The organism is Polaribacter sp. 2405UD43-2 (genome assembly GCF_058147125.1).
The window spans coordinates 152073-166417 of the sequence record NZ_JBYVJX010000007.1 but is presented as its reverse complement, the minus strand read 5'-3'; the positions used below and the strand labels follow the sequence as shown (position 1 = coordinate 166417).

The window sequence follows — 14345 nt, the reverse complement described above, 5'->3', positions numbered from 1 at the left end:
GTATATTTGCCGCTTTTATAGCCAATAATATTTTATGAAATTATCACATTTTGAATTCGATTTACCAGAAGAATTGTTAGCAGAATATCCTGCAGAACATAGAGATGAGTCTCGCTTAATGGTATTAAATAGAGAAAAACAAACAATAGAACACAAATTATTTAAAGATGTTATTGATTACTTTGAAGAAGGCGATGTAATGATGTTGAATAATACCAAAGTTTTTCCTGCAAGAATGTATGGTAATAAAGAAAAAACAGGAGCTAGAATAGAAGTTTTTTTACTGAGAGAATTAAATGCAGAAAATAGATTGTGGGATGTTTTAGTAGATCCTGCAAGAAAAATAAGAATAGGAAACAAGTTATTTTTTGGTGAAGACGATAGTTTAGTTGCAGAAGTAATAGACAATACAACCTCTAGAGGTAGAACCTTACGTTTCTTGTTTGATGGAAGCTATGAAGAATTTAGAGCAAAACTATTAGAATTAGGAGAAACTCCTTTACCAAAAGCAATTAACAGAGAAGTAGAAGCTTCAGACGAAGAACGCTATCAAACTATTTATGCAAAACACGAAGGTGCTGTTGCAGCACCAACTGCAGGATTACATTTTTCTAAACACTTATTAAAACGCTTAGAAATTAAAGGAGTAGATTTTTCTGAAATGACTTTGCATGTTGGTTTAGGAACTTTTAGTCCGGTAGAAGTAGAAGATTTATCTAAACATAAAATGGATTCTGAAAAAATAGATATTCCTGAAGCTACTGCTAATAAAATAAACGCAGCAAAAAAAGATAAAAAGAGAATTTGCGCAGTTGGTACAACAGTTATGAGAACTATCGAATCTTCAGTTTCGTCAAATCAGCAATTAAATGCTTTTAACGGGTGGACAAATAAATTTATTTTTCCTCCTTATGAATTTAGTATTGCCAATGCAATGATTACTAATTTTCACTCACCAAAATCCACATTAATGATGATGGCAGCAGCATTTGCAGGATATGATTTTTTAATGGAAGCTTATAAAGAAGCTGTAAAAGAAAAATATAGATTTTCTACTTACGGAGACGCAATGTTAATTATATAATTCATTAAAGAATTTAAAGATCAAAAATTAAAGACTGGCAGTTATTTATTGTCAGTCTTTTTTTATTTGGGCGTTCCCTAAAAAGGTCGCGCTTTTCACTATATCTTTTTTTCGTGCCTCAAAAAAGGATGCCGTTTCAATCGCTAACGCGGGCTTATTTAAAAGCTACTAGAGTAACCTAGAATTTATGTGTATTTTTGCAGATGTAATTTTTTAATCATTAAATAGTTCAATCTTTTAATATTTTATTTTGACTAAAAAAAAAGACATAAGAGCCTTAACCAAAGAACAATTAAGAGATTTTTTTGCTGATAATGGTGATAAAGCTTTTCGTGGAAACCAAGTTTACGAATGGCTTTGGAGCAAGTCTTTACATACTTTCGAAGATATGACTAACATCTCTAAACAAACTAGAGAAATGTTAGCAGAAAACTTTGTCATCAATCACATAAAAGTAGATTCGATGCAAAAAAGCAAAGATGGCACAATAAAAAACGGAATTAAATTACACGATGGTTTGGTGGTAGAATCCGTTTTAATTCCCACAGAAAAAAGAACAACAGCCTGTGTTTCTAGTCAAGTAGGTTGTAGTTTAGATTGTAAGTTTTGTGCCACTGCGCGTTTAAAAAGAATGCGTAATTTAAATCCAGATGAAATTTACGATCAAGTGGTTGTCATAGACAAACAAAGTAGATTGTATCATTATAAAAAGTTGACCAACATTGTTTTTATGGGAATGGGAGAACCTTTAATGAACTACAAAAATGTGCTAAAATCTATAGAAATGATAACTTCTCCAGAAGGTTTAGGAATGTCATCAAAAAGAATTACAGTATCAACTTCTGGTGTGCCAAAAATGATAAAAAAAATGGCAGATGAAGAAGTTAAATTTAATTTAGCAGTTTCTTTACATTCTGCTATAGATGAAGTTAGAACATCAATAATGCCATTTAATAGCAAGATGAATTTAGCCGAATTAAAAGAATCTTTACAATATTGGTATGCAAAAACAAAACGTGCCATTACTTACGAATACGTTGTTTGGAATGGTATTAATGACCAAAAAGAAGACATAAAAGCTTTGGTAGATTTTTGCAAATATGTGCCTTGTAAAGTAAATTTAATAGAGTACAATCCTATAGATGATGGCGATTTTCAACAAGCAAAATCATCAGCAATAAACAATTATATTTCCAATTTAGAAATGCACAATATTACTGTAAATGTAAGAAGGAGTAGAGGGAAAGACATTGATGCTGCTTGTGGGCAATTGGCAAATAAATCGTAAGAATTACCAAGACCTCACAGGTTTTTAAAACCTGTGAGGTCTTCTTTTATTTCGTATTTTTGACAATTGATTCTGAAAACAGTATAGCATAGATGAAACCAGTAGAACTTATAAAATTGCCTATTAAAAATGAGATGGAACTCTTTGAGAAAAAATTCAAAGATGCTATGTTATCTAAAGTTCCGCTTTTAAACAGAATTACCTATTATATTGTTCGTAGAAAAGGAAAACAAATGCGACCAATGTTTGTTTTTTTAGTAGCAAAAATGGTTTCTAACGGTGGTTTTGATGAGCGTACTTACAGAGGAGCATCTGTAGTAGAATTAATTCATACTGCAACTTTGGTACATGATGATGTGGTTGATGATAGTAATAGAAGAAGAGGTTTTTTCTCTGTAAATGCACTTTGGAAAAATAAAATTGCAGTTTTAGTTGGAGATTTTTTACTATCAAAAGGATTGTTGTTATCTATTGATAATGAAGATTTTGATTTGCTAAAATTAATTTCGATAGCGGTTCGTGAAATGAGTGAAGGCGAATTACTTCAAATAGAAAAAGCAAGAAAACTAGATATTACAGAAGGTATTTATTTTGATATTATCAGACAAAAAACGGCCACTCTAATTGCGGCTTGTTGTGGTATTGGAGCGGCTTCTGTTGGGGCAAATCAAGAAACCATTCAGCAAATGAGAAAGTTTGGAGAATATATTGGTATTGCGTTTCAGATTAAAGATGATTTATTTGATTATACTGATGATAAAATTGGGAAACCAACAGGTATAGATATTAAAGAACAAAAAATGACTTTGCCTTTAATTTACACATTAAATAATTGTTCTGCTAAAGAAAAAAGTTGGTTGATAAATTCAATCAAAAAATACAATAAAGATAAAAAAAGGGTAAAAGAAGTCATTGCTTTTGTAAAAGAAAATGGAGGAATAGCGTACACCATTTCTAAAATGAATGACTACAAAAATAAAGCTTTGGCTATCTTAGAAAACTATTCAACTTCACGTTATAAAGATTCTCTTTTAACAATGATAGATTACGTTGTAGAACGTAAAAAATAAAAACTTAATTGTTACAATTTCTTAATTGGTTCGTTTACAGTATAAGTAAACTAGTAAAACCAAATTATGAATCCATTAATTGTAGAAACACAAAATCTCAATTTTTTTTATACCAAGACAAGAAAAGATATTGAGAGCTTAGACCTTAAAGTTCTAAAAAGAAGTATTTATGTTTTTTGATAACTGCTATTCTAGGATATTTAAATATTAAAAGCTAATCTAAAGGAGTTCAATATAACATAGAATTATATTGAGGTGCTATATCTCTTATTATCAGTGTTTTGTCATTTCGAAAGAACGAGGTACGAGTGATGAGAAATCTCAATCTTAATGAGATTCTTCCTCATTCTTCGTCTGAATGACATCTGCGCACCAAAAAACAACTAACTAATTGATTATCAATAAATAATATATCGAACTCACGTTCAATAACTTTTATAAGTTTAAAAGTTCTTCAATAAAATCTCTTTTGTTCGATAATCTTGGCACTTTGTGTTGTCCTCCTAATTTATCATTTTTCTTTAGCCAATCATAAAAAAGTCCTTCTTTTGCAATGTGAATTTTTGGCAATGCCAAAGTCATATTTTTATAACGTTTTGCCTCATAATCTGAGTTGATAGATTTTAAAGCATTGTCTAAAATTTCTGTAAAATAAGAAATGTTTTCAGGAGCTTTTGTAAATTCAATAATCCATTCATGGCCGCCTTTTTTGTTGCCTTCCATAAAAATAGGACCCACTGTATATTCTTTAATTAAAGAGTTTGTTTTTTCGCAAGTTAATTTTAATGCATCTTCAACATTTTCTATGTTTAGCTCTTCACCAAAAACATTAATATAATGTTTGGTTCTTCCAGTAATTTTAATTCTATAAGGATCTAAAGATGTAAATCTGATAGTATCACCAATTAAATACCTCCATAATCCGCCATTTGTGGTAATCACAAGCGCGTAATCAATACCCATTTCTACATCAGAAATAGAAATTGCATCAGAATCTTCATCATTATATTTAGACATTGGTATAAATTCATAGAAAATTCCGTAGTCTAACATCAACAACAATTCTTTAGAGTTATTTCTGTCTTGAATGGCAAAAAAACCTTCTGATGCGTTGTAAGTTTCATAATATTTAAAATCTGCTTTTGGGATAATTTTTTTATACTGTTCTCTATAAGGATTAAAGTTTACACCACCATGAAAATAGACTTCTAAATTGGGCCAAACTTCTAAAATATTGTTTTTTCCTGTTCTTTCTAAAACTCTGTTTAATAAAACCAACATCCAACTAGGTACGCCTACCAAGCTTGTAATATCTTCATGAATAGTTTCATCAATAATCGCTTCCATTTTAGTTTCCCATTCGCTCATTAAAGCCACTTCTTGACTTGGAGCTGAACTAAAATCTGCCCAAAAAGGTAAGTTTTCTGTGATGATTGCAGACAAATCTCCAAAATAAGAATTATTGTCTTTATAGACTTCAGAGCTACCTCCAAGTTTTAAACCTTTACCCGTAAAAAGTTGCGTTTCCTCATTATTATTAATGTACAAACACAACATATCTTTACCCGCTTTCATATGGCAATATTCTAAAGCTTCATCAGAAACGGGTATAAATTTGCTCTTTGCATTGGTGGTTCCACTAGATTTTGCAAACCATTTTATATGTGTTGGCCAAAATAAGTTTTGTTCTCCTTTTCTGCATCTTTCAATTAGAGGTTCAAAAGTTTCGTATTTTTGAATAGGAACCTTTTTTTTAAAATCTTTATAAGTTTTTATCTTAGAAAACCCTTTGTTTTTACCAAATTCTGTGTTTTTGGCAGTTTGTAAAAGTTTTAAAAGTAATTCGTTTTGAACATCATTAGGATATTTTAAAAACAACTCCATTTGATGTTTTCGTTTCTTTAAAAACCAAGAAATTATAGAATTGATAATCTGAAACGCCATAGAAAATTCGTAAGTTTGTTTAATGTCATTGCAAAAAAAAATAATTTTGAAGCAATCTCATTTTTAAATTAACAGATTACTTCGTTATACTCGTAATGACGAAAAATAATTAGATAAAAATAGTAAAATTTTATATGATTTATCAAGGAGTTTTAAAAAAAATGATGACTGAAAATGCTGATGAAATTCAGTATTATTTAGATATGAAAACTGATTTTATGAATATGAATCAGTTGATAAACAAAGAACTTACACTTTCTTTTGTAAAATACGAATGTTTAAATTGTCATTTAGATAAACAAATTTATAGACAAGGATTTTGCAAATCATGCTTTTTTGAAACGCCAAATGCTGGAGATTGGATTATGCGACCTGAATTAAGCAAAGCACATTTAGACATAGAAGATAGAGATTTAGAATACGAGAAAAAAGTGCAATTACAACCTCATATTGTGTATTTAGCAAATTCTAGCAACGTAAAAGTAGGTGTTACTAGAAAACAGCAAGTGCCAACACGTTGGATAGATCAGGGTGCGCACGAAGCTATAGAAATTGTTGAAGTTCCTAACAGATATTTGGCAGGAATTACAGAAGTTGCTTTAAAAGAACACGTTGCAGACAAAACCAATTGGCGCAAAATGTTAAAGAATGATGTTGAAGATGAAAACTTGGTAGAATGGAGAGATAAACTAAAACAATACATACCTAAACAAGCTTTAGCATATTTTATAGAAAACAATACTGAAACCAATTTAAATTTTCCTGTACAAAAATATCCCAAAAAACCAAAGAGTTTAAATTTGATAAAAACACTCATTTATTCAGGGAAATTAGTGGGTATAAAAGGACAATATTTAATTTTTGATGATGAAACTGTTTTTAATGTGAGAGCCAATGAAGGTTTGGTGGTTTCTATAGAAGTTTAATTATGATTTTCGAACAAAAAGAAATAAGTCTTAAGAACTACAAAAGAGGATTTCATTTGGTAACAAATGAAATTTTGTCTCAGTTTTCTGAAATTAATAGTATTAAAAAAGGGTTCTTAAAAGTATTTATAAAACACACATCTGCAAGTTTGACTTTAAATGAAAATGCAGACCCAACTGTGCTTCTAGATTTTGAAAATCATTTTAATATAATGGTTCCAGAAAATGCAAATTATTACAAACATACTTATGAAGGTAGTGATGATATGCCTGCGCATATTAAAGCTTCTTTATTAGGAAATTCTCTAGAAATTCCTATTACAAATGGCAAACTAAACCTTGGCACTTGGCAAGGTATTTATCTTTGCGAACACAGAAATTATGGTGGTAGTAGAAAGTTAGTGCTTTCTGCTTTTGGAGTTTAACTTTTAGATAAAATCAACTTTTCTAAAACTTTTTCAACACCAAAATTATCATTACTTTCTGTAGCGTAATTGGCAATATTTTTAATATCTGAATGTGCGTTTTTCATAGCAAAACTAAAATGAGATTCTTGTAGCATTTCTATATCATTATGATAATCACCAAAGACCAAAGTTTCTTCTTTAGAAATATTTAAAATCTGTTGAACTTCTCTTAAAGCAAAACCTTTGTTGGCTTTTTTATCAGAAATATCTAACCAATTTTTACCAGAAATTTTAATTAGTAAATCATTTTGAAAATCTTTTACTTTTGGATAAATAAATTTTTCTGAAGATGTATTATGATAAATTGCAATTTTTAAAAAATCTTCATTGTTCGAAATTTTAGTTAAATCATCAACAATGGTATAATTATGATAATATTCTTGAAAAAGTGCAATAAATTCTTGATTTTTAGATTCTATAAAAGCAGCGTTTTTTCCGCATAAAACAATATGGGCATCATTTATAGTTCTTAAAACAGGAATAATTGTTTTAATTTTTGCGGCGGAAAGTGCGTTTAGTAAAAGTGTTTCATTTCCTTTTTTTGTGATTCCTCCATTTTCTGCAATTACAAAAATATCATTTTTAATAGCATTTAATTTATGTATAATGCTGTTGTATTGCCTGCCACTTGCTACTACAAAAAAAATGTTTTGTTGTTGTAATTTCTGGAACAATTTAAAGAATAAATTACTTACTTCTCCTTTAGAATTTAGTAGTGTTCCATCCATATCAGAAACCACTAATTTTACTTTAGATAGGTTCAAAAGATATGTTCTTTATAAGATTTTTTTAGTAGAATTTCTTTCTACCAAATCTGTTTTTACAACAATGGTTTCAGGTTTTTTCTTAATTTCAGATTTGTCTTCTAGTCTGTTAATAAGCATTTCTGCGGCAGTTGCCCCCATAATTTCTCCATGCTGACTTACGGTTGTCATTTTTGGGCTAGAGTGTCTTGCTAAAATTCCGTTAGAAAAAGAAATTACAGAGAAATTTTCTGGTATTTTATGTCCTTGTTTTATAGCTACTTTCATTGCTGCAATTGCAGAAGATTCATCAGTAGCAATAACACTATCAATTGTATTATTTTTTAGAATTGGTTCTAATATTTTTTCGTAATTTTTATAATTATCATCAATAGAAATTAGAAGGTTTTTATCGGGTTTAATATTATGATCATCTAAACCTTTTAAATAGCCTAATTGTCTTCTTCTTCCAATTTCTAAATTGCTAATTGTAGAAACAAAAGCAATATTTTGATGCCCCGATTTTACTAAATACCCAACTGTGCTTCTGGCGCTATCAAAATTATCTGTTACCACTTTGTCGCATTCTAAATTATCGGCAACTCTATCAAACATTACAATAGGGGTTCCGTTATTTAAAACTTCTTTAAAATGATTAAATTCGTTTTTAGATACAGTTTCTTCTGCTAAAGATAAAATAAACCCATCTATGCTTCCGTTAGAAAGCATTTCTATGGTTTCTACTTCTTTATCAAAAGATTCATTAGAAATACAAGAAATAATTTTATAACCTCTATCATTTGCTACTTTTTCTATCCCATTAAAAACTTGTGCAAAAAAGTAATTTAACATATTAGGAATAATGATTCCAATAGTTTTTGTCTGTCTATTCTTTAAACTTAAAGCATTAAAATTAGGCTTGTAGTTGTGTTCTTTTGCGTATTTCTGAATCTTTTCTTTAGTACTTACACTAATTTCATAGCTATCATTCAGGGCTTTAGATACCGTGGAAATAGAAACTTTAAATTCTTGAGCAATGTCTTTAATAGTAAGTCTTTTCATATACTGATAAAAATTAACCTCTAAAATACAAAAATCTAAGAATATAGCGTGTAAAAATGATTATTTTACAATTTCATAATATTCGTTTTTTTTCGAACTTCGAAAAATAAATAACTAAAAACAACCAGATATTCTGTGGCAACAAACCATAAGTTTTCTTGCCAAGGGTTGTTTGCGTAAGCTTGATAACTTAAAATGATAACTATTGTCCAAATTACAGGAAAACGATATTTAGTAAAAATCGATAAAATTAATGGAGTTGCTAAATACCAAGGATGTACAGTTGTAGCTGTAAAATAGTAAAAACAGATTGCAAATAATAATGCAGTTATTAATTGAGTTAGTGTTTTGTTTTTTCTAAAAAAAGTAATTATCAATAGAAACAAAATGGTTAAAATTGGGGTGATTTTTCCAATAATTGCAATTTCGTTATAGCCTCTAAATAGATAACCAATTTCTCTAAAAACATAATAAAAACTGGCGTTAAACTCAAAATTTTTAAACCATAAACCAACAGAGTTAGAATAGTTAGCAATTAATTCTGATGAATAAAATGGAAGAAAAAGGAGAATTACTGTTGTTAAAACAATTATGTAAAAACTGATTAGTTTTGTCATTCCTGCGAAGGCAGGAATCCTTAGTGAAATTTGTTTAGATTCCTGCCTTCGCAGGAATGACAGACTGATATTATGTTTGTTAAATTTTACAAACCATTGATAAAACAAAGGCAAAAACAATAATGGAATTAACTTAACAGAAACAGCAGAAGCCAATAAAATTGCAGCCCAAATCCATTTTTGTTGATGCAATTTATACAAGCTACAAACCAAGAAAAATAACATGACAGGTTCAAAGTGTAAATTGCCTGTCATTTCTATAATAATAAAAGGATTTAAAGCGTACCAAAAAATATTTTTAATTGGTAAATTTAATCTTTCCAATAACTTCTTTCCAAAATATAGAATTCCAATATCAGCCAAAATAATAATGATTCTTAACACAATTACAGCCCCAAAAATACTTTTGTTTGCAAATAAAGCTGCAATTAAAAAACATAACTGATTTATAGGTGGGTAATTTGTGTAATGACTTCCATTCATTTCACCCATTCCTTTATATAAATTATAGGCTTCAAAAACAGGTGGTTTACCTTGCTGTATAAAAGTTTCTGGTAAAGATAAATACGGATTTAATCCTTCAAAAATCATTCTTCCATCCCAAATAAATCTGTAAAAATCTTGCGATAAATTTGGTGTTGCAAACAGAAAAATTAATCGGAAAAGTATTGCTAACCCAACTAAAGTTGAGGTGTTTATGGTTTTACTTTTTAGGATAAAATAAAAACATCCAAATAAAGAAAACCATAAAAACAGGAGTTTATTAAACGCAGTTCTTTCTAAAAAATAAGCAAATATAAAATAGAGAATTGTGCTTAAAAATATGAGTAATACATCTTTATATTTTGATGAAAAAGACATTAGGCTTTAGAGAAAATAGATTTAAAAAACACATAACTAAAACCTACAAAAAGCATAAGATGAAAAGGAAATAAACCAAAATCTCCACCTTGATCTCCAACAATAAAAGCACTGTACATTCCAAAAACAAAATAGACAGCCAATAAACCTTCTAAAACAACGTGAATAGAGGGTTTCTTTTTAATGTATTTATTGTCTTTCCAACCATCTTTTAAGTTTTTAATGTTGAATTTTGGAGTTCTTACAAACTCACTTTTTTTACCAAAATGACCTTCTAAAACTGCAATTGTATTGTGCAAAGAAAAACCCATTGCAATAGAAAAGAATGTAAAAAAGGATCCTATATACTTTATAAATTTTAGAAATCCACCACCATAAATATTCTTAAACATATACCAATAACAGATAAAAAATATGATAGAACTAATTACAAAAAAGCTCATCACATAAAAATAATTTTTTAAATGAGCATATTCATTTTTTATGTATAACATAGGGATGCTTAAAACTGCCACCAAAAAAATACACGTAAACATAGAGCTGTTTAGTAAGTGTAATAAACTATGAATTTTTGTTTTAAAAGAAACGTTTTTACTTTTTATAATGCGTTTCATCATTTTCTGAAAATTCTCTGCTCCACCTTTGTTCCATCTAAATTGTTGCGATCTTGCAGCACTAATAACCACAGGCAATTCTGCAGGAGTTTCAACATCTACTAAATATTTAAATTTCCAGTTTTTTAATTGCGCTCTGTAGCTTAAATCTAAATCTTCTGTAAGTGTATCTCCTTCCCAATTACCAGCATCATAAATACATTCTTTACGCCAAACACCAGCTGTACCGTTAAAATTGATAAAATGTCCTTTGCTATTTCTACCCACTTGTTCTAAAGTAAAATGAGCATCTAAAGCAAAAGCTTGAATTTTTGTAAGTGTAGAATAATTTCTGTTGATATGCCCCCAACGTGTTTGCACCACACCAATTTCTGGGTTCTTAAAATAAGGAACCGTTTTTAACAACCAGTCTGTTTGCGGTAAAAAATCGGCATCAAAAATGGCAATGAATTCACCTTTCGCAATTTTTAAACCTTCTTTTAATGCGCCAGCTTTAAAACCTTTTCTGTTGGTTCTTCTAATATGTTGAATGTCAATTTCTGATGCTTTAATTTTTTTGATGAGTTTTGCTGTAGTTTCTACAGATTCATCAGTAGAATCGTCTAAAACTTGAATTTCTAATTTTTCTTTTGGATATTCTAGTTTTGCAATGTTTTTAAGCAAACGATCCATAACATACAACTCATTATAAACTGGTAATTGTATGGTTACATAAGGAGTTTCATTAGGGTTTGAGAAATCAAATTTTGCTGATTTGTCTTTCTGTTTAATTGCTTTTATGTAATTAAACAACAGGTTTAACTGCGCTAATGCATACATAAAAATAAGCGCTAATGCTATTGAATAAATGATGATGATGATGTAAACTAAAGCCACTATTTAAAACTGTATTTAAAAATCCAACTTAATATTTTTATGCCTGCAAATATACTTCCTTTTACGGTGCCAGAAACTTTAGAAAAGCCAATTCTATTTCTATATTTTACTGGAATTTCTGTATAAGTTAGTTTTTGTTTTAAGGCTTTTAATTGCATTTCAACTGTCCAACCATAGGTTTTATCTTCCATTTCTAGAGCTAAAAGTTTATCGTATTTTATGGCTCTAAAAGGTCCTAAATCTGTAAATTTTGCTCCAAAAAAGAGTTTCATTAAAAAAGTGGCTAACCAATTTCCGAAAATTTGCTGAGGTGTCATAGAGCCATTTTGGCGCAATTCTTTTACTCTAGCACCAATTACAAAATCGATATTTTTATTAATGATAGGAGCAACTAATTCTGTTAGTTGTTCTGGATAATCAGAATAATCTCCATCTAAAAAAACAATAATATTGGGTTTGTTTTTTTGATGAGAAATGTGTTCCATTCCTTTTAAACAAGCATAACCATACCCTTTTTTGTTTTCTGATAAAACAGTTGCGCCAGCATTTTTTGCGTTTATTTCTGTATTATCGGTAGAATTGTTGCTAACAACAATAATTTCATCAACAATTTTAGGAATATCGTTAATTACATTGCCAATAGAATCTTGCTCATTATAAGCAGGTATAATAACTTTTATAATTGGTTGCATTATCTTAAATCATTTAGATTGTTTTCATTTTTAAAGGATGAAAAATCTGTCCATTCTTTTATTTTTTTACCGTTTTTGTATTTAGAAGCTTTCACCAATTTTCTTTTGGAATAGATTAAACAATATCCGTTTTTTTTATTGTTTTTTAGTTGACATTTATGTTTTACAAACCCTTTATTATCATAAAATAACCACCAATTATTTTTGCTACCGTTTTTATAATGTCCTTCTTTTTTTATTGAAGAATCTTTGCCGTAAAAGTACCAATATTTAGTTTCTAAATTGTTTTTATAATGCCCTTCTTTTTTAGTATTTCCATTTTTATAATAAAACTTCCAATAATTAATTTTAGCATCATTTAAAAGCCAACCTTCTTCTTTTATATTACCGTCTTTATAATATTCTTTGTGATATTTTTTTTGAGAAAAAACAGTTAAACTCATTAACAATAAAATATATGAAAAACATTTTTTAATCATTATTTTTTGTTTAGCAGATTCATTAAATCAACATCATTTCCTAATAAAATTTCTGTAGGATTTATTCTTCCTTCTTCTGGTCCGTTTTCTAATTTTAAAACGCCTCTTGGACAAACAGCAGAACAGATTCCACAACCAACACAACTTGCACGTACAATATTTTCTCCTTTTTGAGCGTAAGAACGTACATCAATTCCTTGTTCACAATAGGTTGAACAGTTTCCGCAAGAAATACATTGTCCGCCATTTGTAGTAATTCTAAATCGCGATTTAAAACGCTGCACCAAACCTAAATATGCCGCTAAAGGACAACCAAATCTACACCAAACACGATTACCAAAAATTGGATAAAAACCAGTACCAATAACTCCTGCAAACCAAGCGCCAATTAAGAAACTGTAGGTGTCTTTAATCCATTGAGATTTAATGCCAATAAAGGAATCTGCTCCAGAAAAATAACAATATAAAGTTACGAGTGTCATCAGCAAAGAAAAAACTAAAACAGAATGAATTAACCATCTTTCTAATTTCCAGGCATTTAAACTTTTATTAGAAAGTTGTCTGTAAGGATCTCCTAAAGTTTCTGCTAAACCACCACAACCACAAACCCAAGAACAGTACCATCTTTTTCCGAAGAAATACACCATAACAGGAACGATTACTAGGGTTAAAATGATGCCCCAAACTAAAATAAATATTCCTATTGCGCCACTGCTTTTAAGCGCGTCTAAATTCCATTCAAAAAAGAAATCATAATCTAAAGGAAAGGCATTTTTAAAATCGTAACCTGGCATATTTAAGCTGGTCATAATTTCTGGAATTAAAAATGCAAAAACAATTTGAAAAAATAATACCGAAGTTGTTCTTACAATTTGATATTTATTATGTCTGTATTTAATGTACATTCTTGCGCCCATTACCAACATAATTGTACAATACAAGAATCCGTAAACAAACCATTGGCTTGCGTTACCTCCGTTTAAAAAGTTGCTAATTGGGTCTAAAATGTAGGTCCAGTTTACAACATAATCTGGCATAAAATATAAGAGCAAATAAAAAGTTACCAAATAGATTAAGACCAACCAAGCAATCCAACCTCTATTGGTTGCAGATTCTAAATAAATTCCGTCGTTTTTTATACCTGGTTTTCCTAACAAAATAAGGTTTGGAAGAATGAACATTAATGCGCCAATAATGCCCAATCCAAAAGTTAAAAACCAAGCTAATCCTGGATTTTCTTTAGTAAAACCTTTACCCGCTTTTTTAGCCAACTCATAACTTAAAGTGTGTGGTTTTCCGTAGATTTTATATTGATATTGTTCACCTTTTTTATCCCAATTTTTTTCTGCATCATATTTTGCAATTAAATTGTCATAAAAATTATTTGAAGTTTTAAAGGCTTTTCTAACATTGCTAGAAAATTGGAAAATGTTTAAAGCTTTATCAGTTACAACAGCTTTTTTTAGTTGTACTTTAATAACCTCACTTTTATAACCTTTTTCTTGTATAAAAGTATCTAATTCTGATTGGGTTAAACTAAAAGAACCTGTAAAAATTGTTCCTGTAAAAAAGGCTAATCCTACTAAAAAGTTTACTAAACCTGAGTATTTTATTGTTTTCAT

13 protein-coding genes are annotated in these 14345 nt (G+C 29.3%); 5 read left to right on the top strand and 8 right to left on the bottom strand.

Annotated elements, in window-relative coordinates:
* Nucleotides 1–34 precede the first annotated feature (34 nt).
* The 3 genes from queA to ACY2RX_RS11055 all read left to right on the top strand — a co-directional run bounded on the left by queA (nucleotide 35) and on the right by ACY2RX_RS11055 (nucleotide 3442).
* Nucleotides 35–1084, top strand: coding sequence for a tRNA preQ1(34) S-adenosylmethionine ribosyltransferase-isomerase QueA (gene queA, locus ACY2RX_RS11065; RefSeq protein WP_490104040.1), 1050 nt, complete (start codon nucleotides 35–37; stop codon nucleotides 1082–1084).
* Between the two features lie 247 nt (nucleotides 1085–1331).
* Nucleotides 1332–2372, top strand: coding sequence for a dual-specificity RNA methyltransferase RlmN (gene rlmN, locus ACY2RX_RS11060; RefSeq protein WP_490104074.1), 1041 nt, complete (start codon nucleotides 1332–1334; stop codon nucleotides 2370–2372).
* A gap of 92 nt (nucleotides 2373–2464) precedes the next feature.
* Complete coding sequence (locus tag ACY2RX_RS11055) at nucleotides 2465–3442, top strand: polyprenyl synthetase family protein (RefSeq protein WP_490104039.1); 978 nt, start codon at nucleotides 2465–2467, stop codon at nucleotides 3440–3442.
* A 435-nt stretch (nucleotides 3443–3877) separates the two neighbouring features.
* Here ACY2RX_RS11055 and ACY2RX_RS11050 read toward each other — a convergent pair whose 3' ends face one another.
* Complete coding sequence (locus ACY2RX_RS11050; protein ID WP_490104038.1) at nucleotides 3878–5386, bottom strand: GH3 auxin-responsive promoter family protein; 1509 nt, start codon at nucleotides 5384–5386, stop codon at nucleotides 3878–3880.
* A 134-nt stretch (nucleotides 5387–5520) separates the two neighbouring features.
* On the opposite strand from ACY2RX_RS11050, the gene ACY2RX_RS11045 reads away from it, so the two are divergent.
* On the top strand, nucleotides 5521–6312 hold the full coding sequence (locus ACY2RX_RS11045) for a DUF2797 domain-containing protein (protein ID WP_490104037.1): 792 nt from the start codon (nucleotides 5521–5523) through the stop codon (nucleotides 6310–6312).
* A 2-nt stretch (nucleotides 6313–6314) separates the two neighbouring features.
* Nucleotides 6315–6737 carry a secondary thiamine-phosphate synthase enzyme YjbQ gene (locus tag ACY2RX_RS11040; protein ID WP_490104036.1) on the top strand — a complete coding sequence of 141 codons (423 nt, stop codon included), beginning with the start codon at nucleotides 6315–6317 and terminating at the stop codon, nucleotides 6735–6737.
* Here the strand turns inward: ACY2RX_RS11040 and ACY2RX_RS11035 are convergent.
* The 7 genes from ACY2RX_RS11035 to ACY2RX_RS11005 form a co-directional block, all read right to left on the bottom strand.
* Complete coding sequence (locus ACY2RX_RS11035) at nucleotides 6734–7543, bottom strand: HAD family hydrolase (protein WP_490104035.1); 810 nt, start codon at nucleotides 7541–7543, stop codon at nucleotides 6734–6736. The genes ACY2RX_RS11040 and ACY2RX_RS11035 overlap by 4 nt on opposite strands.
* A gap of 12 nt (nucleotides 7544–7555) precedes the next feature.
* A complete protein-coding gene (locus ACY2RX_RS11030; protein WP_490104034.1) occupies nucleotides 7556–8584 on the bottom strand; it encodes a LacI family DNA-binding transcriptional regulator in 1029 nt (342 codons plus the stop codon).
* A 65-nt stretch (nucleotides 8585–8649) separates the two neighbouring features.
* Nucleotides 8650–10062 (bottom strand): MptA/MptB family glycosyltransferase, encoded by a 1413-nt coding sequence (locus tag ACY2RX_RS11025; RefSeq protein WP_490104033.1) that lies wholly within the window; start codon nucleotides 10060–10062, stop codon nucleotides 8650–8652.
* Nucleotides 10062–11495 carry a cellulose synthase family protein gene (locus ACY2RX_RS11020; protein WP_490104073.1) on the bottom strand — a complete coding sequence of 478 codons (1434 nt, stop codon included), beginning with the start codon at nucleotides 11493–11495 and terminating at the stop codon, nucleotides 10062–10064. Before ACY2RX_RS11020 ends, ACY2RX_RS11025 begins: the two co-directional genes overlap by 1 nt.
* Nucleotides 11496–11551: 56 nt before the next feature.
* The gene (locus ACY2RX_RS11015; protein ID WP_490104032.1) at nucleotides 11552–12244 is read right to left on the bottom strand and encodes a glycosyltransferase family 2 protein; all 693 of its coding nucleotides are present in this window, start codon (nucleotides 12242–12244) and stop codon (nucleotides 11552–11554) included.
* Complete coding sequence (locus ACY2RX_RS11010) at nucleotides 12244–12723, bottom strand: toxin-antitoxin system YwqK family antitoxin (protein WP_490104031.1); 480 nt, start codon at nucleotides 12721–12723, stop codon at nucleotides 12244–12246. The genes ACY2RX_RS11015 and ACY2RX_RS11010 overlap by 1 nt, the downstream gene beginning before the upstream one ends.
* Nucleotides 12723–14345 (bottom strand): 4Fe-4S binding protein, encoded by a 1623-nt coding sequence (locus ACY2RX_RS11005; protein WP_490104030.1) that lies wholly within the window; start codon nucleotides 14343–14345, stop codon nucleotides 12723–12725. Before ACY2RX_RS11005 ends, ACY2RX_RS11010 begins: the two co-directional genes overlap by 1 nt.

Bases quoted from the DNA above. Each gene is read 5' to 3' on its own strand.
- queA (WP_490104040.1), top strand. From the start codon at position 35: ATGAAATTATCACATTTTGAATTCGATTTACCAGAAGAATTGTTAGCA.
- ACY2RX_RS11055 (WP_490104039.1), top strand. From the start codon at position 2,465: ATGAAACCAGTAGAACTTATAAAATTGCCTATTAAAAATGAGATGGAA.
- ACY2RX_RS11050 (WP_490104038.1), bottom strand. From the start codon at position 5,386: ATGGCGTTTCAGATTATCAATTCTATAATTTCTTGGTTTTTAAAGAAA.
- ACY2RX_RS11045 (WP_490104037.1), top strand. From the start codon at position 5,521: ATGATTTATCAAGGAGTTTTAAAAAAAATGATGACTGAAAATGCTGAT.
- ACY2RX_RS11040 (WP_490104036.1), top strand. From the start codon at position 6,315: ATGATTTTCGAACAAAAAGAAATAAGTCTTAAGAACTACAAAAGAGGA.
- ACY2RX_RS11030 (WP_490104034.1), bottom strand. From the start codon at position 8,584: ATGAAAAGACTTACTATTAAAGACATTGCTCAAGAATTTAAAGTTTCT.
- ACY2RX_RS11025 (WP_490104033.1), bottom strand. From the start codon at position 10,062: ATGTCTTTTTCATCAAAATATAAAGATGTATTACTCATATTTTTAAGC.
- ACY2RX_RS11020 (WP_490104073.1), bottom strand. From the start codon at position 11,495: ATGTATGCATTAGCGCAGTTAAACCTGTTGTTTAATTACATAAAAGCA.
- ACY2RX_RS11015 (WP_490104032.1), bottom strand. From the start codon at position 12,244: ATGCAACCAATTATAAAAGTTATTATACCTGCTTATAATGAGCAAGAT.
- ACY2RX_RS11010 (WP_490104031.1), bottom strand. From the start codon at position 12,723: ATGATTAAAAAATGTTTTTCATATATTTTATTGTTAATGAGTTTAACT.
- ACY2RX_RS11005 (WP_490104030.1), bottom strand. From the start codon at position 14,345: ATGAAAACAATAAAATACTCAGGTTTAGTAAACTTTTTAGTAGGATTA.